This is a genomic window from Enterobacter sp. C3_dUdeg, assembly GCF_057536195.1.
Window position 1 is genome coordinate 774,376 of sequence record NZ_BAAKFX010000001.1, and the last position, 23,105, is coordinate 797,480.

The 23,105-nt window shown below is 57.9% G+C and carries 18 protein-coding genes; 10 read left to right on the top strand and 8 right to left on the bottom strand.

The features are described 5' to 3' along the window. Positions 1 to 229: 229 nt before the first annotated feature. Entirely contained in the window at positions 230 to 3,754 is a 3,525-nt protein-coding gene (gene nifJ, locus AC27FC_RS03625) for a pyruvate:ferredoxin (flavodoxin) oxidoreductase (protein ID WP_196354306.1), read from the bottom strand. A 271-nt stretch (positions 3,755 to 4,025) separates the two neighbouring features. On the opposite strand from nifJ, the gene AC27FC_RS03630 reads away from it, so the two are divergent. Continuing rightward, complete coding sequence (locus tag AC27FC_RS03630; protein ID WP_023312003.1) at positions 4,026 to 4,292, top strand: putative hemolysin; 267 nt, start codon at positions 4,026 to 4,028, stop codon at positions 4,290 to 4,292. Here the strand turns inward: AC27FC_RS03630 and hslJ are convergent, their stop codons facing one another. The 4 genes from hslJ to AC27FC_RS03650 all read right to left on the bottom strand — a co-directional run bounded on the left by hslJ (position 4,293) and on the right by AC27FC_RS03650 (position 7,394). Next, positions 4,293 to 4,730: a heat shock protein HslJ gene (hslJ, locus tag AC27FC_RS03635; protein WP_143346919.1), complete on the bottom strand. Its 438-nt coding sequence runs from the start codon at positions 4,728 to 4,730 to the stop codon at positions 4,293 to 4,295. It abuts the gene before it with no gap. 125 nt (positions 4,731 to 4,855) lie between these two features. Further along, positions 4,856 to 4,984 carry a DUF2474 domain-containing protein gene (locus AC27FC_RS03640; RefSeq protein WP_008501283.1) on the bottom strand — a complete coding sequence of 43 codons (129 nt, stop codon included), beginning with the start codon at positions 4,982 to 4,984 and terminating at the stop codon, positions 4,856 to 4,858. Continuing rightward, complete coding sequence (cydB, locus tag AC27FC_RS03645; RefSeq protein ID WP_033145694.1) at positions 4,984 to 5,994, bottom strand: cytochrome d ubiquinol oxidase subunit II; 1,011 nt, start codon at positions 5,992 to 5,994, stop codon at positions 4,984 to 4,986. Before cydB ends, AC27FC_RS03640 begins: the two co-directional genes overlap by 1 nt. Beyond that, entirely contained in the window at positions 5,994 to 7,394 is a 1,401-nt protein-coding gene (locus tag AC27FC_RS03650) for a cytochrome ubiquinol oxidase subunit I (RefSeq protein WP_087822669.1), read from the bottom strand. Before AC27FC_RS03650 ends, cydB begins: the two co-directional genes overlap by 1 nt. A gap of 391 nt (positions 7,395 to 7,785) precedes the next feature. Between AC27FC_RS03650 and ymcF the strand changes: the two genes are divergently transcribed. From ymcF to AC27FC_RS03695, 9 genes are all read left to right on the top strand, one after another. Further along, on the top strand, positions 7,786 to 7,974 hold the full coding sequence (gene ymcF, locus AC27FC_RS03655) for a cold shock small protein YmcF (RefSeq protein ID WP_023335881.1): 189 nt from the start codon (positions 7,786 to 7,788) through the stop codon (positions 7,972 to 7,974). 82 nt (positions 7,975 to 8,056) lie between these two features. Then, on the top strand, positions 8,057 to 9,466 hold the full coding sequence (locus AC27FC_RS03660) for an aminotransferase-like domain-containing protein (protein WP_196354307.1): 1,410 nt from the start codon (positions 8,057 to 8,059) through the stop codon (positions 9,464 to 9,466). Between the two features lie 271 nt (positions 9,467 to 9,737). Beyond that, positions 9,738 to 10,883, top strand: coding sequence for a putative ABC transporter substrate-binding protein YdcS (gene ydcS, locus AC27FC_RS03665; protein WP_029741508.1), 1,146 nt, complete (start codon positions 9,738 to 9,740; stop codon positions 10,881 to 10,883). Positions 10,884 to 10,900: 17 nt separating this feature from the next. Further along, positions 10,901 to 11,914 carry an ABC transporter ATP-binding protein gene (locus AC27FC_RS03670; protein WP_064672621.1) on the top strand — a complete coding sequence of 338 codons (1,014 nt, stop codon included), beginning with the start codon at positions 10,901 to 10,903 and terminating at the stop codon, positions 11,912 to 11,914. 1 nt (position 11,915) lies between these two features. Then, entirely contained in the window at positions 11,916 to 12,860 is a 945-nt protein-coding gene (locus AC27FC_RS03675) for an ABC transporter permease (protein WP_058841008.1), read from the top strand. Further along, positions 12,850 to 13,656 carry an ABC transporter permease gene (locus tag AC27FC_RS03680; protein WP_029741505.1) on the top strand — a complete coding sequence of 269 codons (807 nt, stop codon included), beginning with the start codon at positions 12,850 to 12,852 and terminating at the stop codon, positions 13,654 to 13,656. The genes AC27FC_RS03675 and AC27FC_RS03680 overlap by 11 nt, the downstream gene beginning before the upstream one ends. A 24-nt stretch (positions 13,657 to 13,680) precedes the next feature. Then, positions 13,681 to 15,105, top strand: coding sequence for an aminobutyraldehyde dehydrogenase (gene patD, locus AC27FC_RS03685; RefSeq protein WP_094934976.1), 1,425 nt, complete (start codon positions 13,681 to 13,683; stop codon positions 15,103 to 15,105). Positions 15,106 to 15,288: 183 nt separating this feature from the next. After that, positions 15,289 to 15,462 (top strand): GhoT/OrtT family toxin, encoded by a 174-nt coding sequence (locus AC27FC_RS03690; RefSeq protein WP_013096478.1) that lies wholly within the window; start codon positions 15,289 to 15,291, stop codon positions 15,460 to 15,462. A gap of 86 nt (positions 15,463 to 15,548) precedes the next feature. Next, entirely contained in the window at positions 15,549 to 16,304 is a 756-nt protein-coding gene (locus tag AC27FC_RS03695) for an alpha/beta fold hydrolase (RefSeq protein WP_094934977.1), read from the top strand. Between the two features lie 71 nt (positions 16,305 to 16,375). On the opposite strand, the gene AC27FC_RS03700 is transcribed toward AC27FC_RS03695, so the two are convergent. The 3 genes from AC27FC_RS03700 to AC27FC_RS03710 are packed head-to-tail and all read right to left on the bottom strand — an operon-like array spanning position 16,376 to position 22,882. Continuing rightward, positions 16,376 to 18,553, bottom strand: a complete 2,178-nt coding sequence (locus tag AC27FC_RS03700; protein WP_196354308.1) for a virulence factor SrfC family protein — start codon at positions 18,551 to 18,553, stop codon at positions 16,376 to 16,378. After that, entirely contained in the window at positions 18,550 to 21,531 is a 2,982-nt protein-coding gene (locus AC27FC_RS03705; RefSeq protein WP_048977278.1) for a virulence factor SrfB, read from the bottom strand. Before AC27FC_RS03705 ends, AC27FC_RS03700 begins: the two co-directional genes overlap by 4 nt. A gap of 4 nt (positions 21,532 to 21,535) precedes the next feature. After that, positions 21,536 to 22,882: an SrfA family protein gene (locus AC27FC_RS03710; protein WP_196354309.1), complete on the bottom strand. Its 1,347-nt coding sequence runs from the start codon at positions 22,880 to 22,882 to the stop codon at positions 21,536 to 21,538. Positions 22,883 to 23,105: the final 223 nt, after the last annotated feature.

A 23,105-nucleotide genomic window follows, 5' to 3' on the forward strand; every position in this document is an offset into this window, starting at 1 on the left:
GTTTGATGAATGATTTAAAAGTAACTATATTAAATTGAAATTATTAATCAGGCGTTAATTAAGGTAATCTGCCCGGCGTTATATGCCTGTAAGATGATTCATCCATAATTAACGTGAATGCTATTAAGGAAACTAAATAGATATTCAATGATTATCTGGATTCGCCCGGTGTGAATACGCCGGGCTTTTTTTATGGCAAAAAAATGCCCGGATAAGCCGGGCAGGGGAACTAGTCGCTGGTTGGTTTTTCGGCTTTACCCGCCATCTGCGCCAGGAAGTCATAGCGTTTTTGCAGGTCAGCAGCGGCATCTTTCCAGAGCTGTTCGGCCACTTCCGGCTGCTGGGCGTTAAGGCGACGGAATCGCTGTTCCTGCATTAACGTCTCGGCCAGGGCATCCGACGGCGGACGCGAATCCAGCGCCAGCGGTAATTTACCCTCGTCTGCACGACGCGGGTCGAACCGGTACAGCGGCCAGAAGCCGGTCGCGGTCAGCTGGCGCATCTGGTCGTGGCTGAGGGCCAGATCGTAGCCATGCTCTTCGCAAGGGCTGTAGGCAATGATCAGCGACGGGCCAGGATACGCTTCCGCTTCCTGAATCGCTTTCACCGTCTGGTTAAGCTGGGCACCCAGCGAGATTTGCGCGACGTAAACGTGACCGTACATCATCATGCTCACGCCGAGATCTTTGCGCGCCTTGCGTTTACCGTGTTCGCCGAATTTCGTTACCGCGCCTAACGGCGTCGCTTTCGACGCCTGGCCGCCGGTATTGGAATAACACTGCGTATCCAGAACCAGGATGTTGACGTTTTCGGTCAGGCTCAACACGTGATCCAGCCCGCCAAAGCCGATATCGTAAGCCCAGCCGTCACCGCCAATCAGCCAGATTGATTTTTCGACCAGGGCGTCAGCGTCGGTCAGCAGCTGTTCAGCCCCCGCAACGCCCTGCAGCGCGCGGCGCAGCTCAGCAACCTGCTCACGACGTTCTTCTGGCGTCGCGTCCGCATGAAGCGCGTCATTGAGCTCAGCGGGGATCTGCCCGGCAAACTGCTCCAGCAGGCGCATCACGCGCGCGCGGTGTTGGTCGACGGTCAGGCGAAAGCCCAGGCCGAATTCGGCGTTATCCTCAAATAACGAGTTTGCCCACGCCGGACCTCGCCCATTCGCGTCGGTGGTGTACGGCGTAGAAGGCAAATTGCCCCCGTAGATGGATGAACAGCCGGTTGCGTTGGCAATCAGCATCCGGTCACCGTACAGCTGGGTAAGCAGCTTGATATACGGCGTTTCACCGCAGCCGGAGCAGGCCCCGGAGTACTCAAACAGCGGCGTAATCAGCTGTGACGTACGAATATCAATACGTTCCAGTTTGCTGCGATCGATTTCCGGCAGATTCAGGAAGAAGTCATAGTTGACCTTCTCCTCTTCGACGTGCTCCAGACGCGACATCATATTGATGGCTTTGATCTCCGGATCCTGCCTGTCTTTCGCCGGACAGACCTCGACGCACAGGTTACAGCCGGTGCAATCTTCCGGCGCGACCTGCAGAACGTATTTCTGTCCGCGCATCTCGCGAGATTTCACATCCAGCGAATGCAGGCTTGCCGGCGCGGCTTCCATCTCTTCCGGTGAAACCACTTTGGCACGAATAGCAGAGTGCGGGCAGGCCGCAACGCAGTGGTTGCACTGGGTACACAGCTCTTCTTTCCAGATGGGGATCGCTTCGGCAATGTTACGTTTTTCCCAGCGCGTGGTGCCCATCGGCCAGGTGCCATCCGGCGGTAGCGCGGAGACGGGCAGGGCATCGCCCAGGCCGGCCAGCATCGCCGCCGTCACGGTCTTAACGAAATCGGGCGCCGCATCGGACACCACCGGAGGGCGGTTCGGGCTTGCGGCATTCACCGGCTGCAGCGGTACCTCAAACAGCGATTCGCGTGCCAGCGCCAGCGCCTGCCAGTTTCGTTCGACCAGTTCCTGACCCTTGCTGCTGTAGCTTTTGGCAATCGCACCCTGCAGTTCCACCAGCGCGCTGTCGCCCGGGAGAATATTGGTCAGATGGAAGAAGGCCATCTGCATAACGGTATTAATACGCGCAGCCAGGCCACATTCGCGGGCAATTTTCGCGGCGTTGACCACGTAGAAACGGGCTTTTTTCTGGTTCAGCACCGCCTGAACTTCCTGCGGCAGCCGCGCCCAGACTTCGTCCGCGCTGTACGGCGTATTGAGGAGGAAAATGCCGCCGGGCTTCAGGCGCTCGGCCATCTGGTATTTATCAATAAACTGCAGCTGGTGGCAGCCAACAAAATCAGCCTGAGAAATAAGATACGCGGAGCGGATGGGCTGTTCGCTCACGCGCAGGTGGGAAACGGTCAAGCCGCCTGCTTTTTTGGAGTCGTAGACGAAGTACCCCTGGGCGTACCACGGCGTTGAGTTGCCGATGATTTTGATGTTGTTTTTGGTCGCGGAGACGCTGCCGTCGCTGCCCAGACCATAGAACAGCGCCTCAAGTTTGGCGGTCGAGGGCAGGGTGTTTTCCGGCAACGACAGGGAAAGATTCGTCACATCATCATAAATGCCGACGGTAAAGCGCGGCCTGGGTTTCGCTTCGCTTAACTCGTTGAATACCGCCAGCACGCAGTCCGGCCCAAACTCCTTGGAGGACAAGCCATAGCGACCGCCAATCACGCGCGGCAGCGTTTCACGTTCGCCCTGATTAAAGGCTTCAGCCAGGGCGGTCATCACATCCAGATAGAGGGGTTCCGCCTGCGCGCCCGGCTCTTTGGTACGGTCGAGCACCGCCACAGCGCGGGCGCTTTCAGGCAGAGCCGAAAGCAGATGTTTAGCCGAGAACGGACGGTAGAGACGCACCTTAAGCACGCCGACCTTTTCACCGCGCGTCAGCAGCTCGTCTACTACCTCTTCACAGGTCCCAATGGCTGACCCCATCAGCACAATTACCCGTTCCGCCTGCGGATGGCCGTAGTACTCAAACGGTTTGTACTGCCGGCCGGTTGCGGCGGCAAAGTCATCCATTGCCTGTTCAACATGGTCGTAAACCGCGTTGTACCAGGGGTTCGTGGCCTCGCGGGACTGGAAATAGGTATCCGGGTTCGCCGATGTCCCGCGAATAACCGGGTGTTCAGGATTAAGTGCCCGGGCGCGATGCGCGTCGATTTCCGCCTGCGGCAGCAGATTCAGGATAGTATCGTCGGCCAGCGGGACGATTTTGTTGATTTCGTGAGAGGTGCGGAAACCATCAAAGAAGTGAATAAACGGCACGCGGCTTTTAAGCGTGGCGATATGCGAAATTAAGGCAAAGTCCTGCGCTTCCTGAACGCTGCTGGCACATAGCATCGCACAGCCGGTCTGGCGCACGGCCATCACGTCGGAGTGGTCACCAAAGATAGAGAGCGCGTGGGTAGCAACGGTGCGCGCGGCAACGTGCAGAACGAAGGGCGTCAGCTGACCGGCGAGTTTGTAAAGCGTAGGGATCATTAACAGCAATCCCTGTGAGGAGGTAAACGACGTGGAAAGCGCGCCGGTCTGAAGCGCACCGTGTACCGTGGCAATCGCACCGGCTTCAGACTGCATCTCAACCACTCTCGGGACATCGCCCCAGACGTTTTTTAACCCGTTACCCGCCCATGCGTCCGCCTGCTCGGCCATGGTAGAACTTGGCGTAATCGGGTAGATGGCGATAACTTCACTGGTGCGAAACGCGACTGAGGCAACTGCACCATTACCGTCAATAGTTTGCATAGGACAACACCCTTACATTGCGCAAAAAATAGGGGTCTGTATTACGGCAACAAACCCTGAATATTATCTGTGTATTCTAGCAAACGGGGGATTTTACGATTTTCGCTTTTGTGTCCTTGGTATTCCTGCCATCAATGAGTAGATCAAACTTTTGGCGAAAAAATTGCGAGAAATTGTTTCCGGAGCGCATAAATACGCACTTCCGCTCTCGACGACAAGGGATGTGATGCCTATTATGCATAGGTTTCGCATTATTCATGGGGGAGAGAGCATGCGCTCAGCATTTTGGGTAGGGTGTGCCGCGTTATTGTTGTCGGCATGTAGCAGTGAGCCAGTCCAGCAGGCAACGGCAGCCCACGTGGCGCCGGGAATGAAAGCGGCAATGTCAAGTTCAGGTCAGGCCAACTGCGCGATGATTGGCGGTTCGCTGTCTGTCGCCCGCCAGCTTGATGGTTCTGCTATTGGGATGTGCGCCTTGCCAAACGGCAAACGCTGTAGTGAACAGTCGCTTGCCGTTGGAAGCTGCGGTAACTACTGATTATTCTACACGCTTAAACATCAGCGTTTTATCGGCTGTCGCCAGCGTTAACTGGTCCTCAGTCAGGTCGACCTGCGCCCCTTTGCGCAGCATGTCGCCGATGGTCTGATCCAGCTCATTCAGCTGCGACTCAGTACAGAGCTTGCGCGTCATGGCCAGCGTTTTAACCTTCAGCTCGCCTTCGGACAATTTCCCCTGTCCGTTGAAGCGGTTACACATCTGGCCAGAAACGCTGATGTTATTCACCAGGCTGATATCTGGCAGCGCGCTAAAACCGATCTCAGGTTGCGTTGTCGCGGTCTTCACGGCCTTACCGTTGACGTTTTCCAGCACAAAGCGATGGTTTTTAAGTTGCTCCGGCTGTACGGAGGCTTTGCCCGGATTAACGCAGCCGGAAAGGACAAGACTAATAACGCTTAACGCAATGAGCTTTTTCATTTTTCTTCTCAAACTATAAATACTGTGAATCTTTTTCCAGTGTAACGATACTCTGCCGTGCGTTAATGGGGTTTATCTGAAAGTGCTGGGAGGAGCGGGCAACGCAGCGGTTGCCCGGAATAACGTTAATGAGATTTAAATCCTGCCGCCGTCATCAGCATGCGGAAGAGCATACTGACAGCAGCCAGCGCCAGTACGCTGCCGCCCCAGATAATGGCCAGCCACAGCAATCTTTTCCATACCGGTTGTTGCATCAGTGATAACCCTCCCCATGCTGAACTTTGCCGCGAAACACGTAGTAGCTCCAAAAGGTGTAGACCAGAATAACGGGAATGATCAACAGCGCGCCCACCAGCATAAAGCCCTGGCTTTGCGTCGGGGCGGCGGCCTGCCACAGGGTGATCGACGGTGGAATAATATGCGGCCAGATGCTGATCCCAAGCCCGCTAAAGCCGAGGAATATCAGCCCCAGCGTCAGAATAAACGGACGGCTATGGCTGGCGGGATTATTCAGGCAGCGCCACTGGTACAGGCTAAAAATCACCACCAGAGCAGGGACAGGCAGCAGATAAAACAGATTCGGCAGCGTAAACCAGCGCGCAGCGATGGCCGGTTGCGCCAGCGGCGTCCAGAGGCTGATCGCCGCAATAAACGCCAGCAGCACGATTAACAGCGTTTTCGACACCTCACGCATCCGCTCCTGCAGCGCGTTTTCGCTTTTCATCACCAGCCAGGTAGAGCCTAACAGCGCATAAGCCACCACCAGCCCCGCGCCGCAAAACAGGTTAAACGCGGTAAACCAGTCAAAGGGGCCGCCGGTATAGGCCCGGCCGGTGACGGTAAAGCCGTTAATGACGGCGCCTACCGTCACGCCCTGGGTGAACGTTGCCAGAATTGAACCGCCAATAAACGCCTTATCCCAGAAGGGGCGGTGGGCAGGCGTGGCTTTAAAGCGAAACTCAAATGCCACCCCGCGGAAAATAAGCCCGATCAGCATTAACGTCAGCGGAATGGTGAGGGCATCAACGATCACCGCATAGGCCAGCGGGAATGCGCCGAACAGGGCGGCACCGCCAAGCACCAGCCAGGTTTCATTTCCGTCCCACACCGGCGCGACGCTGTTGACCATCACGTCGCGATCGTCGGCGTTCTGCGTGGCCGGGAACAGAATGCCAATCCCCAGATCAAAACCGTCCATCACGATATACATCAGCGTGGCGAAGACGATGATCACAAACCAGATAATGGAAAGGTCGATACCCATTATGGCTGCTCCTTATGTTCAGTTGTGACGGCAGAAAGCGGGCGCGCCGGACGTCCGTCGGACTCGGTGGCGAAAGTTTCATGCGGCTGCGGGCCTTTTCGGATGAGGCGCACCATATAGCTGTAACCCACGCCGAATACCGAGGTATAGACGACGAAGAAGGCCAGCAGGCTTACGCTCATATGCAGGTCACCGTGGGCAGAAACCGCATCCTTCGTTCGCTGGAGTCCGTAGACCACCCACGGCTGGCGGCCCACTTCGGTGGTGATCCACCCGGCCAGGATGGCAATCAGCCCGGTTGGCCCCATCAGCAGCGCAAACCACAGGAAAGGGCGAGACGAATACACGCGTTTTTTGTAGCGCAGCCAGAGAGCCATCACCCCGAGCAGCAGCATCAGCATGCCCAGGCCCGCCATAATGCGGAATGACCAGAACACGATGGTGGAATTCGGACGGTCTTCCTTCGGGAACTCTTTGAGAGCCGGAACCTGTTTATCCAGACTGTGCGTCAGGATAAGACTCCCCAGCGCCGGGATCTCCAGCCCAAAGCGGGTGCGCTCCTGCTCCATATCCGGCCAGCCAAACAGCAGCAGCGGGGTAGGCTCACCCGGCGGATTTTCCCAGTGGCCTTCAATGGCGGCAATCTTGGCGGGCTGGTGCTTTAAGGTGTTCAGACCGTGCATATCGCCAACCATGGCCTGGATGGGGGCGACAATCAGCGTCATCCACAGCGCCATCGAAAACATTGCCCGTATGGCAGGGGTATTATTGCCGCGCAGCAGATGCCATGCCGCGGATGCGGCCACAAACAGGGCGCTGCTCAGGAATGCGGCTATCGACATATGCAGCAGGCGGTAAGGGAAGGAGGGGTTAAACACCACGGCGAACCAGTCCACCGGCACGACCTGACCGTTGACGATCTCATAGCCCTGCGGGGTCTGCATCCAACTGTTCGACGAGAGGATCCAGAAGGTAGAAATAATAGTGCCCAACGCCACCATGCAGGTGGAGAAGAAGTGCAGACCCGGCCCGACTTTGTTCCAGCCGAACAGCATCACGCCGAGGAACCCGGCTTCGAGGAAGAAGGCGGTCAGCACTTCATAGGTCAGCAGCGGGCCGGTAATGCTGCCCGCAAACTGTGAAAATCCGCTCCAGTTGGTGCCGAACTGGTAGGCCATCACCAGCCCGGAGACCACGCCCATGCCAAAGTTGACGGCAAAAATCTTCGACCAGAAATGGTACAGCGAGCGCCAGACCGGATTTTTGGTTTTCAGCCACAGCCCTTCGAGTACGGCAAGATAGCTTGCCAGGCCGATGGTGATCGCCGGGAAAATAATGTGAAAGGATACGGTAAAGGCAAACTGTATCCGTGCAAGGTGAAAAGCATCTAAACCAAACATGCACAGCCTCAATGTCAAACGGTGTGCTGTTATGGTATAGGGGCAACGTTCGGACTATCAGACGCAGAAAAGTGATTTTTAACCATAACAGTTGACTTAAAACTCATGCTTTAGTCATCTGATATACCTCGCATGAGGAATAAAAACCGTCTTTTTATGAATTTTACGCATAAAACTGCTTGCCTTGTCGTCTGCGCCGTGCGTTAATGACCCTCTGGTTTTGAGTCCAAATAAATATCTGACGTAGTTTTATAAAGCAGTTCTCATCACGTTGTGCCTCTCCGCAGCCTCTCTTGGGTCTTTATCTACTTTCCGATTCGTTTTGTTTAAAACCATTATTGCCCAATCGGCCCATTAGTAATTTACGTTTTTACGTTCACAGGAGAATCCTATGACTTCTTATATTCATTTCCGCTGCCCATGCTGTCATGGCTCGCAGTACCGTACCTCAGTCTTTGATATGTCTGAGAAAAACCCACTCGGCGCGAAATGCATCTTTTGCAAATCGTCGATGATTACGCTCGATCACCTGGCCGCCGCGCGTCAGGCGCAAAGCCACGTTACCGAGTACCGTAAGTAATTCGTTTCCCGAACCATAACAGTTAGCTAAATCTTCTCTTTTTCTCCTGCTGATATACACTGTCGGTCACAAGGAGAATTTGATGAAAAAATACCAGCGTCTGGCGCAACAAATTATCTCGCAGATTGAGCTTGGCGTATGGCTGCCGGGCGATAAGCTGCCTTCGCTGCGAGAGCAGGTGGCGAGCAGCGGCATGAGTTTTATGACCGTTGGCCACGCGTATCAGATGCTGGAAAGTCAGGGGCGCATTGTCGCCAGACCGCAGTCGGGCTATTACGTTGCCTCGCGCCCGACCGCACATCAGCCTGCTCCACCTGCCCAGGTGATACGTGATGAAGTAGTGGATATCAACACCTACATCTTCGACGTCTTACAGGCCAGCCGCGACCCGTCCGTTGTTCCTTTTGCCTCCGCGTTTCCCGATCCCCGACTTTTCCCGCTGCAGCAGCTCAACCGCTCGCTGGCGAACGTCAGCAAAACCGCGACGGCGATGAGCGTGATTGAGAACCTGCCGCCGGGTAACGTCGATCTCCGCCACGCCATTGCCCGTCGCTACGCGCAGCAGGGGATGAACATCTCCCCGGAAGAGATTGTGATCACCGCAGGCGCGCTTGAAGCGCTCAATCTCAGCCTGCAGGCGGTAACCGAGCCGGGCGACTGGGTGATAGTCGAAAACCCGTGTTTCTACGGCGCGCTGCAGGCGCTGGAACGCCTGAAGCTCAAAGCGTTGTCGATTGCGACGGATGTCCGCGAGGGGATTGATCTGAATGCCCTTGAACAGGCGCTGAAGGAGTACCCGGTTAAAGCCTGCTGGATCATGACCAACAGTCAGAACCCGCTTGGCTTCACGCTGAGCGCGGAGAAAAAAGCGCAGCTTGTCGCGCTGTTAACGCAGCACAACGTCCCCCTGATTGAAGACGATGTCTACAGCGAGCTCTATTTTGGCCGCGAAAAGCCGCTCCCGGCGAAAGCATGGGATCGCCAGGACATGACGCTTCACTGCTCGTCCTTTTCAAAATGCCTGGTGGCCGGTTTTCGCATCGGCTGGGTTGCGGCAGGAAAACACGCGAGACGCATTCAGCAGCTGCAGCTGATGAGCACGCTCTCCACCAGCTCACCCGTGCAGCTGGCGCTGGTGGATTACCTGGCGACGAAACGCTACGACGCCCATCTGCGCCGCCTGCGGCGTACCCTCGCCGAGCGAAAACAGCAGGCCTGGCAGTCCCTTTTGCGCCATATGCCTGCAGGCGTCAAAATCCACCATAACGACAGCGGCTACTTTTTATGGCTGGAGCTTCCGGCGCAGCTGGATGCGGGTCTGCTCAGCGAAAAAGCCTTAACGCACCACATCAGCATTGCGCCCGGAAAGATGTTTTCCACCTCCGACGCATGGACACCGTTCTTCCGGTTTAATACCTCCTGGGCCTGGGGAGAGCGAGAAGAGCAGGCGGTCATTCAGTTAGGAAAATTAATTAGCACGATGCTGGAATAAACTTTTCTCCGTTATTTAAATAATCAATTCTTATCCTGATGACGGCGCTGCGAATATTTCGCGGTGCCCTGCCATAGGAAATCTGCATACCGTCTCTCGCGGCTAACTCCTTGTCTATAATCCAGTTAACGGGGAATGCGCCCTCGGTCACACCTTGATGAAATTTCCTGAAGCCGTACGGTGCGGCGCATTTGCGCGGTCTACGTTTAATAAGGGAGATATTTTTACGGCACGGCTGCCGCTAAATTTCATTGCGACAGGAGTAACTCTTATGAGCAAACATTTTGCCCGCAGCAGCCTGTGCGCGCTCGGCATGACTATCATGACAGCGCAAGCCGCAGAACCGCCAAAGGCCATCGGCGACGGGGAAGGTCGGCTGGATATTATCGCCTGGCCGGGATACATCGAACGCGGACAGACGGATAAAAATTATGACTGGGTCACCCAGTTTGAAAAAGAGACCGGCTGTGCGGTCAACGTCAAGACGGCGGCCACGTCGGATGAAATGGTCAGCCTGATGGCGAAAGGGGGATATGACCTGGTCACCGCCTCGGGTGACGCCTCCCTGCGCCTGATCATGGGGAAACGCGTTCAGCCCATTAACCCCGACCTCATCCCCAACTGGAAAACGCTCGACGCGCGGATTGTGAAAGGGGAATGGTTTAACGTTGGCGGTAAAGTCTACGGCACGCCCTACCAGTGGGGGCCAAACCTGCTGATGTACAACACCAAAACCTTCCCGACTCCGCCGGACAGCTGGAGCGTGGTCTTTACCAAACAGGATCTTCCTGACGGTAAAACCAATCAGGGACGCGTGCAGGCGTATGACGGCCCGATTTATATCGCCGATGCCGCGCTGTTCGTCAAAGCCACTCAGCCGCAGCTGGGTATCAAAGACCCGTACCAGCTCACCGAAAAACAGTATGCCGCCGTGCTCAAGGTGCTTCGCGACCAGCACGCGCTGATCCACCGCTACTGGCATGACACCACCGTTCAGATGAGCGACTTTAAAAATGAAGGCGTCGTGGCCTCCAGCGCCTGGCCGTATCAGGCGAATGCCCTGAAGGCTGAGAACCAGCCCGTTGCTACCGTCTTCCCGAAAGAGGGGGTGACCGGCTGGGCGGATACCACCATGCTGCATGCGCAGGCAAAACACCCTATGTGCGCCTATAAGTGGATGAACTGGTCGCTGACGCCGAAAGTTCAGGGCGATCTGGCGGCCTGGTTTGGCTCCCTGCCCGTGGTTGCAGAAGGGTGTAAGGCCAGCACGCTGCTGGGTGATAAAGGCTGCGAAACAAACGGTTATAACGAGTTCGACAAAATCATGTTCTGGAAAACCCCCATCGCAGAAGGCGGCAAATTTGTCCCTTACAGCCGCTGGACGCAGGATTACATCGCCATCATGGGCGGTCGTTAATTGCCCGGGAGCAGAACATGACGTACGCGGTAGAGTTTAACAACGTTTCCCGTCTGTACGGCGACGTACGGGCGGTGGATGGTGTCACCATTGCTATTCGTGACGGAGAATTTTTCTCCATGCTGGGGCCTTCGGGCTCCGGCAAAACCACCTGCCTGCGTCTGATAGCGGGTTTTGAGCAGCTGTCAGGCGGCACGATTTCTATCTTCGGCAAAGAGGCGAGCGAACTGCCTCCCTGGGAGCGGGATGTGAACACCGTCTTTCAGGACTACGCGCTGTTCCCGCATATGTCGATTCTCGACAATGTTGCCTACGGGCTGATGGTCAAAGGCATCGACAAGAAAAAACGCCATGCGCAGGCCCGTGATGCCCTGGAAAAAGTGGGCCTGAGCTTTGCCGTTGCCCGCAAACCCTCGCAACTTTCCGGCGGCCAGCGACAGCGTGTCGCCATCGCCCGGGCGCTGGTCAATGAGCCGCGCGTCCTGCTGCTGGATGAGCCCTTAGGTGCGCTCGATCTCAAACTGCGTGAACAGATGCAGTTCGAGCTGAAGAAGCTTCAGCAGGAACTCGGCATCACCTTTATTTTTGTCACCCACGATCAGGGCGAGGCCCTTTCCATGTCAGACCGGGTGGCGGTGTTCAATAACGGGCGCATCGAGCAGGTGGATACCCCGCGCGATCTCTACATGCGTCCGCGCACGCCGTTTGTCGCCGGTTTTGTCGGCACGTCCAACGTCTTTGATGCGGGCCTTGCGCAGAAAATTTGCGGTATGGAAGGCAGCTATTCCCTGCGCCCGGAACATATTCGCCTTAATGAGGGCGGAGACGTTCAGGTTCAGGGCATCGTGCAGGCCGTTCAGTATCAGGGAGCGGCCACGCGGCTGGAGCTGAAGCTCGCCGATGGCGCCAAACTGCTGGTGAGCCAGGCCAATCTCAGTGAAACCTCGTCGCTGAGCGGCATTGCGCCGGGGCAGGCGGTGATGGCGTCGTGGTCACGCGAGGCGATGATTCGCCTGCACGAGGAGAGGTGAAATGTCTATGAGTGTCGCGCATCCTCCCGCCTCGCATGGGCGCTTAAGCCGCATGACGGCGCTGTTCTGGCGTAAACCGTCGCTCGGCCTGTTCCTGCTTCTGCTCGCGCCGCTCATGTGGTTTGGCATCGTCTATTTAGGATCGCTTCTGACCCTGCTGTGGCAAGGTTTTTACACCTTTGACGATTTCACTATGGCCGTCACGCCGGATCTGACCCTGGCGAACATTCGGGCGCTTTTCAACCCGGCAAACTACGACATCATCCTGCGCACGTTAACCATGGCGATTGCGGTGACGATAGCCAGCGCCATCCTGGCATTCCCGATGGCCTGGTACATGGCGCGATACACCCGAGGCAAGTGGAAAGCATTTTTCTATATTGCTGTGATGCTGCCAATGTGGGCGAGCTACATCGTCAAAGCCTACGCCTGGACGCTGCTGCTGGCGAAGGACGGGGTGGCGCAGTGGTTTCTCAACCACATGGGGCTGGAGCCGATCCTGACCTCACTCCTTACGCTCCCGGCGATTGGCGGCAACACCTTGTCCACCTCCGGGCTGGGACGGTTTCTGGTCTTCGTCTACATCTGGCTGCCGTTTATGATCCTGCCCGTCCAGGCGGCGCTGGAACGCCTGCCTGCCTCGCTACTGCAGGCCTCAGCCGACCTCGGCGCGCGCCCTCGTCAGACCTTTCGCTACGTCGTTCTGCCGCTGGCGATCCCGGGTATTGCCGCGGGCTCAATATTCACCTTTTCCCTGACGCTGGGGGATTTCATCGTTCCACAGCTGGTGGGGCCGCCGGGTTACTTCATCGGTAACATGGTCTACTCGCAGCAGGGTGCCATTGGCAATATGCCTATGGCCGCCGCGTTCACGCTGGTGCCCATCGTGCTGATTTCACTCTATCTGGCGTTCGTGAAACGTCTGGGAGCATTCGATGCACTCTGAACGCGCACCGCTGTTCCTGAAAGTGGCAGCCTGGGGAGGCGTCATCTTCCTGCACTTCCCGCTGCTGATTATCGCGACCTATGCCTTTAATACCGAAGACGCGGCCTTCAGCTTTCCGCCGCAGGGGCTGACGCTGAAGTGGTTCAGCGTGGCGGCGGGGCGCGGCGATATTATTGAATCCGTGACGTTGTCACTTCAGATTGCCGCGCTCTCCACCGCGATTGCCCTTGTGCTTGGCACGCTTGCTGCAGCGGCGCTGTGGCGAAGCGAGTTTTTTGGCAAGAATGCGATCTCGCTGTTGCTGCTGTTGCCGATTGCGTTACCGGGGATCATCACCGGTCTGGCGCTGCTGACGGCATTCAAAACGATTGACCTTGAGCCGGGTTTTTTCACCATCGTGGTGGGACACGCCACCTTTTGCGTGGTGGTGGTGTTTAACAACGTGATTGCCCGGTTCAGACGCACCTCCTGGAGCCTGGTGGAAGCGTCGATGGATCTCGGGGCCGACGGATGGCAAACCTTCCGCTATGTGGTGCTGCCCAATCTGGGTTCCGCGCTGCTGGCCGGGGGAATGCTGGCGTTTGCCCTGTCGTTTGACGAGATAATCGTCACAACGTTTACGGCGGGACACGAGCGCACGTTACCGCTGTGGTTGCTCAATCAGCTCGGCCGTCCGCGCGACGTGCCGGTCACCAACGTCGTTGCACTGCTGGTGATGCTGGTGACAACTATCCCCATTCTGGGAGCCTGGTGGCTAACCCGCGACGGCGAGAACATCGCCGGCAGCGGGAAATAACAGTGAATTCAACAGGAAAATGCTATGCAAACACAACTGCTGATAGAGGGAAAACTGGTAACCGGAGAGGGAGAAAAACAGCCGGTCTATAACCCGGCCACTGGAGAACTCCTGCTGGAGATTGCCGAGGCGTCAGCGGCTCAGGTCGACGCGGCGGTTCAGGCAGCCGACCGTGCTTTTGCGGAGTGGGGGCAAACCACGCCGAAGACGCGCGCCGAGTGCCTGCTGAAGCTGGCGGATGCGATTGAAGCGCATGGGGAGGACTTTGCCCGGCTCGAATCCCTCAACTGCGGCAAGCCGCTGCACTGTGCTCTGGGCGATGAAATTCCGGCGGTGGTCGACGTTTTCCGTTTCTTTGCCGGGGCCGCCCGCTGTCTGAACGGGCTGGCCGCCGGGGAGTACCTTGACGGTCACACGTCGATGATCCGCCGCGATCCGGTGGGCGTGGTTGCCTCTATTGCCCCCTGGAACTATCCGCTGATGATGGCGGCCTGGAAGCTGGCACCCGCGCTGGCGGCTGGGAACTGCGTGGTGATTAAGCCCTCAGAGATCACGCCCCTGACCGCGCTGAAGCTGGGGGAGCTGGCAAAAGATATCTTCCCGGCAGGCGTTCTGAACGTCCTGTTTGGCCGGGGTAAAACGGTCGGTGACCCGCTTACCGGGCATGAAAAGGTCCGTATGGTCTCGCTGACCGGTTCGATTGCTACCGGGGAACATATCATCGGCCATACCGCGTCATCCATTAAACGCACCCACATGGAGCTGGGCGGTAAAGCGCCGGTTATCGTCTTTGATGATGCCGACCTGGATGCGGTTGTCGAAGGGGTGCGGACGTTTGGTTTCTACAATGCCGGACAGGACTGTACGGCGGCCTGCCGGATTTATGCCCAGAAGGGCATTTATGCCGCGCTGGTGGAAAAGCTGGGCGCAGCGGTCGCCAGCCTTAATATGGGTGCGCCGGAGGATGCCTCGACCGAACTGGGCCCGCTCAGCTCGGCGGCCCATCTTTCACGCGTCTGTCAGGCCGTCGATGAGGCGAAAGCGCTCGGTCATATCCGCGTTGTCACCGGCGGGAGCAAAAAAGAGGGGGCGGGCTACTACTTCCAGCCAACCCTGCTGGCGGGGGCAAAGCAGGACGACGCCATCGTTCAGCGCGAGGTGTTTGGCCCGGTGGTGAGCGTCACCGAGTTTGATGACGAGGCGCAGGTGCTGGCCTGGGCGAACGATTCGCAGTATGGCCTGGCGTCATCGGTCTGGACCAAAGACGTGGGCCGCGCCCATCGCCTGAGCGCGCGCCTGCAGTACGGCTGCACCTGGGTGAATACCCATTTTATGCTGGTGAGCGAAATGCCGCACGGGGGCATGAAATTATCCGGCTACGGCAAAGATATGTCGGTCTACGGGCTTGAGGATTATACGGTTGTGCGGCATGTCATGATCAAACACTAAGTCCGCCCTGCCTGGCCGCATGCGCGGCCAGGCGTTTCCCGCGCCCGCCATGAGTGTTACGCAAGATACTCAGTTGTTATTATCCGTAATCTTTAAGTGGTTATTCTGTAACGAAAAAACTTGATCTGTATCAACATATGACGCATATTGCGTGCGGTTATTTTTTCGGCTCTGGTATACAGAATGACGTTGTATCAAAAGATGTTGGTTTTTTACGCAATCATGGCTTCCATCTGCGCATTAATTACCTGGTTCCTCTCTAAAGACCGCAAACGTATCCGCCTGCTCAGCGCTTTTCTGGTGGGGTCAACCTGGCCAATGAGCTTTCCCGTTGCGCTGCTGGTCTCGCTTTTCTGAAGCACGCTTCCATTTTTAAAAGATGAATATGGCATTCTCGATACGGTAACTGTATAAATACACAGTTCATCGTAAAAGGAGTGCTTATGAACAGTTTTTACTCGCAGCAGGCCGGCTGTACGGTGCGCTGGCATGACCTGTCCGGCACCGGCGATCCCGTGGTGTTCATTCACGGGCTGGGCTGCGCCTCTTCCTATGAATATCCCCGTGTCGTTCATGACCCGCTGTTTGGCGCGCGCAGAGCGATCCTCATCGATTTGCCCGGCAGCGGCTACAGCGACAAGCCTGAACGCTACAGCTATAAAACCACCGACCAGGCCCACGTTGTGGCGGAGCTGATTGACCACCTTAAGCTGGATGCCTTCTGGTTATACGGCCACAGTATGGGCGGCAGCATTGCTATCGAAACGGCGGGGCTGCTTGCAACGCGCGTGAAGGGGCTGATGGTGTCAGAGCCCAATTTTCATTCGGGTGGGGGGATGTTCAGCCGGTCTATTGCAGCGCAAACCGAGCAGCAGTTTCTGACGCAGGGCTATGACGCCATGCTCAGTGCGGAAAAAACGGCGTGGGCAGGGTGTCTGCAGAGTAATGCGCCGTATGCCGTCTGGCGGGGCGCATCGAGCCTGGTGGCGGGCGTTGAGCCCGAATGGGAAGCGCAGTTCCTGTCACTTCCTTGCCCGGTAACGTTGATTTTCGGCGAGCTGTCTCTGCCGGATGACGATGTGGACAATCTGAAGCAAAAGGGCGTTGAGGTAAAAATTATCCCTGCGGCGGGGCATTCGATGTCGTGGGAGAATCCGTCTGCGCTGGCACAGACGTTAGCCGGGTGTATGACGATGTGATTATTGTGCAATTTATCATCGTTGCGAAATGTAGGCCGGGTAAGCGCAGCGCCACCCGGCAACAAAGGCGGCTACTTTATCAAAGCCCGTAGTGCCTGACGTGCGTCAGGCTGAACATCATGCGGATGCTGGTAATCAATGTTCTCTATCGCGCGGCTATAGAGGGCGACCAGCCAGTCGTAAACGTATGCGGTGGCCGCATGCACAGGCTGTTCCCCCAGGCGCGTCAATCGAGGCTCCGCGCTGCTGACCACCGGCGTAACGAAGATTGCCTGCCCCTTGCGGATGCGGCTTGCCGGACGTGTAGCCACGGGCGTCTGGTCATAACCCAGCCAGCCAATGAAATTGCCCATCACGGCATGCAGCTGTGCCGCGCTGCTTTTATCCGCTTCGACGATACGCTGAAGCTGTTGAGGCAGATTAAGCCGGTAGCTGGTGACCACCAGCACATCCGCGATTTGCTGTAATACCGCAGGCTCCAGCCCGAGGCGCGCGGCCGTGGCCTCATTGCGGCTCCACTGACGCAGATGATTTATCCAGACTCTGTGCGCCAGACGCGCTTTGTCTTTTGTCTGGAACAGACCGGTGCTTTCCTGCGCGTTCTCGGCAAACAGGTCAATAGTGTCCGTAAACAGCCCGTTCACCTGCTCCTCGCGCGGCTGCTGAACGGCGAGCAGCGTTTCATAGGCTTTCAGCGGCGGCAGGAGGCCTTCAAGCAGTTCGCCGTGGCGGGCAGCGCTGCTTTGCAGCGTGCGCACCATGCTTTCGGCCTGAGCGCGTCTTGTCCCCGGCTCTTCAACCAGCGGTGCCAGATAGCTCTGCATCAGCGATGAGAGCTCCTGTCGCAGCAAGCCTTTCAGCGTGCCGAGACGCTTCTGTCGCTGGGCGGGCAGCGTGGCCTGAGACAGCCATTCGATGACGCGCTGCATGCTGTGGCTGTCCAGCGCCTGCAGCGTGCCCCAGCGTAAACCCGGCTTTCCGAGCAGATGCTGTACGGCTTCATCGAGATTCTGTCGGGTGGTAAAGCGGGCGTCGTGTGGCGTAATCGCCCATACCAGCCCCGGCAGGGCAGATTCTTCAGCAGGCTGCGTCTCCTTGACCCAGTTCATCAGCACTTTTGCTTTTTTGGCCGTCTGTTCGTGCTGCGCCGTCGCATTGCAAATCACCAGCACATCCGGCTGAAGCTGTTGACGGTAATGCTCGAGCAGCCACTGGGACTTCGCCTGGCGTAGCGGGTCGGCACGGTTATCTTCAAAAACAGGAATATCAATAATATCGACGTTATCCAGCGCGCCGTTCTCAACCGGCAGCACCAGCTCGCGGGTCAGGAAGGCCAGCACGTCGACGGGGATGCTGATGGCGTTAAGCATTTCACCGCTATTTAGCGGATGAAGCAGCGTCTCCTGCGCGTCCTGAAGATCTAACGTGCCGTCGTGCGTCAGGAACCCTTCACCCGGCAGGCCAAAGCTGTCCACCAGCAGGCTAAGCGGGGCAGCAAGCTCGCCGGCATGGCTGGTCTGGTGCAGCACATGGGCCAGTTTTAACCACTGCTGGGTCAACTCCTGCTGCTCGCCCCACAGCAGCGACCAGACGCTGGCCCGCGTGCTGAGATCGAGAGAAGGCACCAGCCGGGCGAACTCATGCCACAGGGCATCATCAATTTGCTGCTTAGCGGCGGGTACGGTGCTTTGCCAGAAGCGGGCAATCGCACCCACTTCCTGAGCCGTTATGCCGGGCACGCCCTGCGGCTGGCGCAGCCCGCGCCATTTCTCCAGACGTTTCTCAATGACCGCCTTATCCACCGCGCGCATCTGCGGATGCAGCGTCGTGCGGGCAATAAACAGCTGTACCAGCTCGGCCTCGGTGACCAGGCTCAGACGCAGCGGGAACGCCTCATCCGCCACCTCCGGGCTTTCCGGCGTGAAGCGGACGGCCATGTTGGTGAGGGCATGTCCCGGATTGATATGCGAAAAATAGTCAAAGGTGCGCTGGCCCGGCGTCACGTTCAGGCGTCCATTACCGCTGCCGCACAGGGATAACAGCAGATGGGCTTTCGCGCTCTGCGAATGACCGTAAAGCCCAATGCTGCTCTGGCGGGTCATGGCGCGTTCAATGGCCTGCTCCCGCGCCTGCGCCGCGTTGATGCAAGCAAGCAGGGCGTCAGCATCGTTATCCAGCACAGGGGCGTTCAGGCGCGTCTCATTAATCCACCCGATTAAGGCCTGAGTGGTGGTCGTCGTCGCTGTCATTTCAGGTATACGCTCCCGCTGTCGATCCAGTAGTGGCTACCGCTGTGTCGGCGATCGGCCAAGGTATTCAGTTTGAAGGTTAATGCGTCAGGGGCAACCGGCGTGCCGTCCTGCAGCCAGGCATCGCTCAGCTCGAAGGCCTCAGGGCCTTCCTGCTTGCTGCCGCCGCAGAGCTTCAGCCGCACGTTCAGCACGCCGTCACCGGCGATTGCTTTCGCCAGTTCAGCCGAGTTGATGCTGAGCGTGTAGAGCGGCGTGGCGGGCCAGCGCGCGTTCGCCAGCTGGCGGAAGCCGAGGGTAACGTTACCGCGCAGCGGGAAGTGCAGACGCGCGTCGAGCTTCGCGCCGGGTTTATCAAGATCGATATCCTGATACCAGACGTTCTCCTCGCGCAGGGTATTGACGGTGTTATCCAGCACGCCGAGATACCGCACGGTTGAATACGCGCCAATGTCCGCGGCTTTAAAGTTGAAGCGCGGCAGACGCAGGTCGAGCGCCAGGCTGCAGAGCATGGCTCCCACCGCGGCTGTCGATTTAGGGTTGCCAATGCGCCCCTGCTGGCTGAACGGATACCACTCGTGCACCTGGTATTTATCCAGCCAGACGATGCGGTTGACCGGCACCGGCTGCAGATGACGAATCAGCGCCTGAACGCCAGGCAGGCAGCCGGGGCGTCCGGTGATCAGCAGAATATCGCAGCTGTAATGGGATATCGCCTCGCACACCGCGTGAAGCGGCGAGGCCAGCGTAAACTGCCCGGCCAGCATCGCATCCTGCATTTCGCGGAAATTCACGTGCAGCGGCACCGCGAACAGGTCAAAAGCGTCTGAACCCGCAGGCAGGGCATGGTCGATCGCCTGCTGCAGATAATTCATGACGTTGCGGGTCGGTTTCTGCGGCAGGAGATCGCCAAAGGTGGCATGCAGACCGGCCAGCGGATCGTCAACGTCGCTCGATTCCCACGCGGCAAGAATGGCGTGGCCAATCGGCATAAAGAGCTGAAGTGCCGTTTGCTGACGGAGTACCGCCTGGGTATCGATGCGCCCGGAGTCGCCGAACAGCGACGCCATCAGCAGCGAGGCGTCCGCGATACCGGATTTCTGCAGCTGCGTTTGCAGCGCGGGCAACACGTAGCGCTGAATCACGTCCAGAAGCGTATCGTCGCCCGCGACCTTAAAGCCTTCACGGAACAGCAGCTGCGGGGTGATTTTGACGTTATTGCCGGAACCGTCATCCAGCTGATAATGGGTGATCGCCATATCCGTTGTGCCGCCGCCGATGTCGATTGACGCGACGCGCAGCGCGCGGCCCGGCTGGCTACCCGGCTCAGGCTCACGGTCCGGGCGGGCCAGGGAGGCGAAGAAGGCTTCGGTCTGACCGCCAAAGCGGGAGATCGCTTCGTTATACAGCCAGACCAGCTGACCGCAGCTGGCTTCATCCCACTCCATCTGGATTTCAGGAACCGGCACCACGCTTTTATCCTGCTGTTTGCGGGTGACAAAATCCTCATCCTGCGGGTGCCAGCCCATCGCTTTCCAGACGATGGCGATGGCTTCAAACATGCGGCGACGGAAAATCTCGCGCTCCTGCTTTGGCATGGCCGAGGGCAGGGTCAGGATCAGGGTGCGCAGCTGGCGCGGCGATGCCGGGAAGCCCAGACGCAGGCGCGTGGCGACGCTGTTGATCTGCCCCAGCGCCTGCGCCAGCAGCTCGCACAGCATGTGCGTCATCAGCGTGCTGCGGCTGTACTGCGGCGAGAAGACCGGCAGCCGCTCGTCCTGCGGCAGCGTGAAGAGCGGTTCGCCGTCATCGTTCATCAGGTTCATCAGCGGAAACGCGGTGGCAAGCGGCTCACGCTGGGTTTTGCTGTTCATCTGGCTAAAGCGCCAGTCCTGCACGACCGGCGTTTCATCCCACAGGTAGCGACGCGGGCTGGAGATGCCGCTGTTGCCTTCGGTCCCCAGACGCTGCATCGCCAGCTTGCGGGCTTCATCGCCCACGCGAACAATCGACGGCCAGACAAAGGCATCTTCGCGACCGCTCTCTACCGAGAAGTGCTGTTTGCCAAAGCGCGCTTCCGAAAACTCGAGACGGCTGGTGAACAGCGGCGCATTCAGGAATTGCGGCTCGCTTAATGAGCGTACCTGCAGCTCGGCGGTCTGGCGCAGGCCATCGTTCGCATCGCCGTGGTCTTCGATAATGACGCCGCAGGTGTGGGTATTGCCCACGTCGAGGATCAGGTCGACCGGAATGGCAGGCGTGCTGAGCGTATGGGTAACAAATTTCACTTCCGGCACGGTAAGCTGTTCACCGAGCATGGTCAGCAGGTTAAGCCAGTGGGCCTGATATTCAAACCCGCGCATCGCCTGCTGGAGATCGCGTTCTGAGCGGTTTTCAACGCCGTCGGCATACTGGGTAAAGGCCTCGCGCAGCCAGCCGTCAATCCAGGTCTGGTCGAGGAAACTTTCTACCTCATTGTCTCGCCAGGCCAGCGCGAATCGGGTCCCGTTCAGAATATCGTTTTCAACCGGGGACAGGGCGGACGTGGCGTGTTCTGCAATCTGGCTGTCAAGGGCGAGCGTGACGCGGTGCGTATTGCCTGCCGTATCGGGTGTATCCAGCCTGCGCACCTGAACGCGGGCCCAGTTATCCGGCCCCTCAACAAAGGTTCGCGGCGGGTTGAAGCGCAGGAACGGAACCGGAAGCCAGACGCCGTCCAGCACCGCCAGGGACTGATGCAGCGGGATGGTGGTTTCCGGCTTAACCACTTCAGGCTGCCCGCCGTTCGTTCCCGGCACGGTATAGCGCCCGTTAACCAGGTCGAAATCGAGCCGCAGAAGCGGGCCGTTCGCGGTTTTACGTACGAAGCGCCCGTTGCTGGCGGTGTCCTGCGGCGTCAGACCGAAATCAAGGAACTGCACGCCGCTGTTGGCAATAAGCGTGACGCTTTGTTTATAGTCGCAAAGATTAACCAGCATAGGATCAGGCACCTGCTTTCTTGAACGTCAGGGGAACGACGGTATTGGCATCATAACGGGCGCGACATTCTGCGATATCGCTGGCGCCTGCTTTACAGGCAACCTCCGGCATCGGGTAGCGGGAGCCGTCGGTGCAGCGGGCAGTACCGCGACTTTTAATCATCAGCTCGCCGTTGCTGTGCAGGCCGGAGAACACTTCCGCGCGGCAGACAACGTTGTTGCCATGGACAACCCGGGCGAAGCCCTTATTGTTCTGGATCTGATAGCGCATTGACGGCGGCTTGCCGGTGACTGGATCTTTCACGTCCAGAACCGCACGCCAGGTGCCGTTCAGGAAACGCGTCGATCCCGCTTTCACCTGATTCGCTTCCATCACCATGGCATCTTTCGGGATGGCGACAATCACCACCGGGGCAGGCTGTGGCGCAGGCGCCAGAGCAGGCTCTTTTTCTTTGCTTGCCAGGACCTCTGCCTGATGCAGCGGTAATTTCATGGCCAGCGGCTCAACCGCTTTGATCGGCTTTGGCGCAATCTCTACGGGCTGGGGTGCGGGCACCGGGGCGGGTTCAGCGGAAGGCGACTGTTTTGGCCACAGCAGCGGTGCGGCAATGGCGGCAACGATCGCGACGGCAACCGGCAGCGTCCACAGGGGAACGCGGCGCTTTTTCGCGACGATCGGCACAGCCGGTTCCTGAACGGGTTGCGCAGCGGCCGGGGCCGGCTCAGGCTCATACAGATCTTCCGGCGTGATGCGCACCACCGTGGAAGGGGCGATCAGCGGCTCGTCGGCGTGTTCAAAGGCCACCACCGGTTCTGGCTCAGGCTCGGGTTCAGGATCTTCAATCACAACGGGGGCGGGCTCAGGGACCAGCGATTCACGCAGGCAGTCGAGAACATCGTCGCGCGCATTTTCGTTCAGGTTGACGAACCCCCAGAAGCTGATGACCGGCTTTTCGTCCACCAGGAAGAGGAAGTTTTCACCCGGGAACTGAAACGCCTTTGACAGCAGAGACCCAAAAAGCTGCTGCGCGGTTTTGGGCGACTGGAGGCATTTCTTGCTTAACGACTCAACGCTGGCTAGCGTGTTTTCCAGATAGCGCAGGGCGCGATAACGGTCATCTTCATCGGCCGCTTTCCAGCTGGTTACGCTCCCTTCAACGGGGGAATACCAGTCCACGCGGTCACCGCTGTCGTTGACCTGCGGAATAGCCAGACAGTCGACGATGGCCTGTTGTTTGCGCAACCGGAGCGCTTCCCGGATTTGTAACGCTGATTCAAAAACGGCTTGTCCGCCGCCGCCAACGGCCTGAAAGTCATCCAGGTTACCGCTGCGTAAAAGAGTTTTTGCCACGATTTGATCCCATATACTTCTTCACACCGTTACTTTAACGAAACGAGGAAGCAACCAAACGGGGGAAGAGACGCTAAAAGGACCGATTTCTTGCGGCATAGAAAGTGACGGTTGTGCTTGACGAATAATGGCCCTTAAGGCAAATCACCTTTTCGGGCGCTGGCTGTTAAAACAGCAAAAAACGCGGCTTTAGAATAACCTGATAGTGTTTCGTTATTTGCCA

Excerpts from the sequence above, each read along its gene's own strand:
- nifJ (WP_196354306.1), bottom strand. The coding sequence starts at position 3,754 with ATGCAAACTATTGACGGTAATGGTGCAGTTGCCTCAGTCGCGTTTCGC.
- AC27FC_RS03630 (WP_023312003.1), top strand. The coding sequence starts at position 4,026 with ATGCGCTCAGCATTTTGGGTAGGGTGTGCCGCGTTATTGTTGTCGGCA.
- hslJ (WP_143346919.1), bottom strand. The coding sequence starts at position 4,730 with ATGAAAAAGCTCATTGCGTTAAGCGTTATTAGTCTTGTCCTTTCCGGC.
- AC27FC_RS03640 (WP_008501283.1), bottom strand. The coding sequence starts at position 4,984 with ATGCAACAACCGGTATGGAAAAGATTGCTGTGGCTGGCCATTATCTGG.
- cydB (WP_033145694.1), bottom strand. The coding sequence starts at position 5,994 with ATGGGTATCGACCTTTCCATTATCTGGTTTGTGATCATCGTCTTCGCC.
- AC27FC_RS03650 (WP_087822669.1), bottom strand. The coding sequence starts at position 7,394 with ATGTTTGGTTTAGATGCTTTTCACCTTGCACGGATACAGTTTGCCTTT.
- ymcF (WP_023335881.1), top strand. The coding sequence starts at position 7,786 with ATGACTTCTTATATTCATTTCCGCTGCCCATGCTGTCATGGCTCGCAG.
- AC27FC_RS03660 (WP_196354307.1), top strand. The coding sequence starts at position 8,057 with ATGAAAAAATACCAGCGTCTGGCGCAACAAATTATCTCGCAGATTGAG.
- ydcS (WP_029741508.1), top strand. The coding sequence starts at position 9,738 with ATGAGCAAACATTTTGCCCGCAGCAGCCTGTGCGCGCTCGGCATGACT.
- AC27FC_RS03670 (WP_064672621.1), top strand. The coding sequence starts at position 10,901 with ATGACGTACGCGGTAGAGTTTAACAACGTTTCCCGTCTGTACGGCGAC.
- AC27FC_RS03675 (WP_058841008.1), top strand. The coding sequence starts at position 11,916 with ATGTCTATGAGTGTCGCGCATCCTCCCGCCTCGCATGGGCGCTTAAGC.
- AC27FC_RS03680 (WP_029741505.1), top strand. The coding sequence starts at position 12,850 with ATGCACTCTGAACGCGCACCGCTGTTCCTGAAAGTGGCAGCCTGGGGA.
- patD (WP_094934976.1), top strand. The coding sequence starts at position 13,681 with ATGCAAACACAACTGCTGATAGAGGGAAAACTGGTAACCGGAGAGGGA.
- AC27FC_RS03690 (WP_013096478.1), top strand. The coding sequence starts at position 15,289 with ATGACGTTGTATCAAAAGATGTTGGTTTTTTACGCAATCATGGCTTCC.
- AC27FC_RS03695 (WP_094934977.1), top strand. The coding sequence starts at position 15,549 with ATGAACAGTTTTTACTCGCAGCAGGCCGGCTGTACGGTGCGCTGGCAT.
- AC27FC_RS03700 (WP_196354308.1), bottom strand. The coding sequence starts at position 18,553 with ATGACAGCGACGACGACCACCACTCAGGCCTTAATCGGGTGGATTAAT.
- AC27FC_RS03705 (WP_048977278.1), bottom strand. The coding sequence starts at position 21,531 with ATGCTGGTTAATCTTTGCGACTATAAACAAAGCGTCACGCTTATTGCC.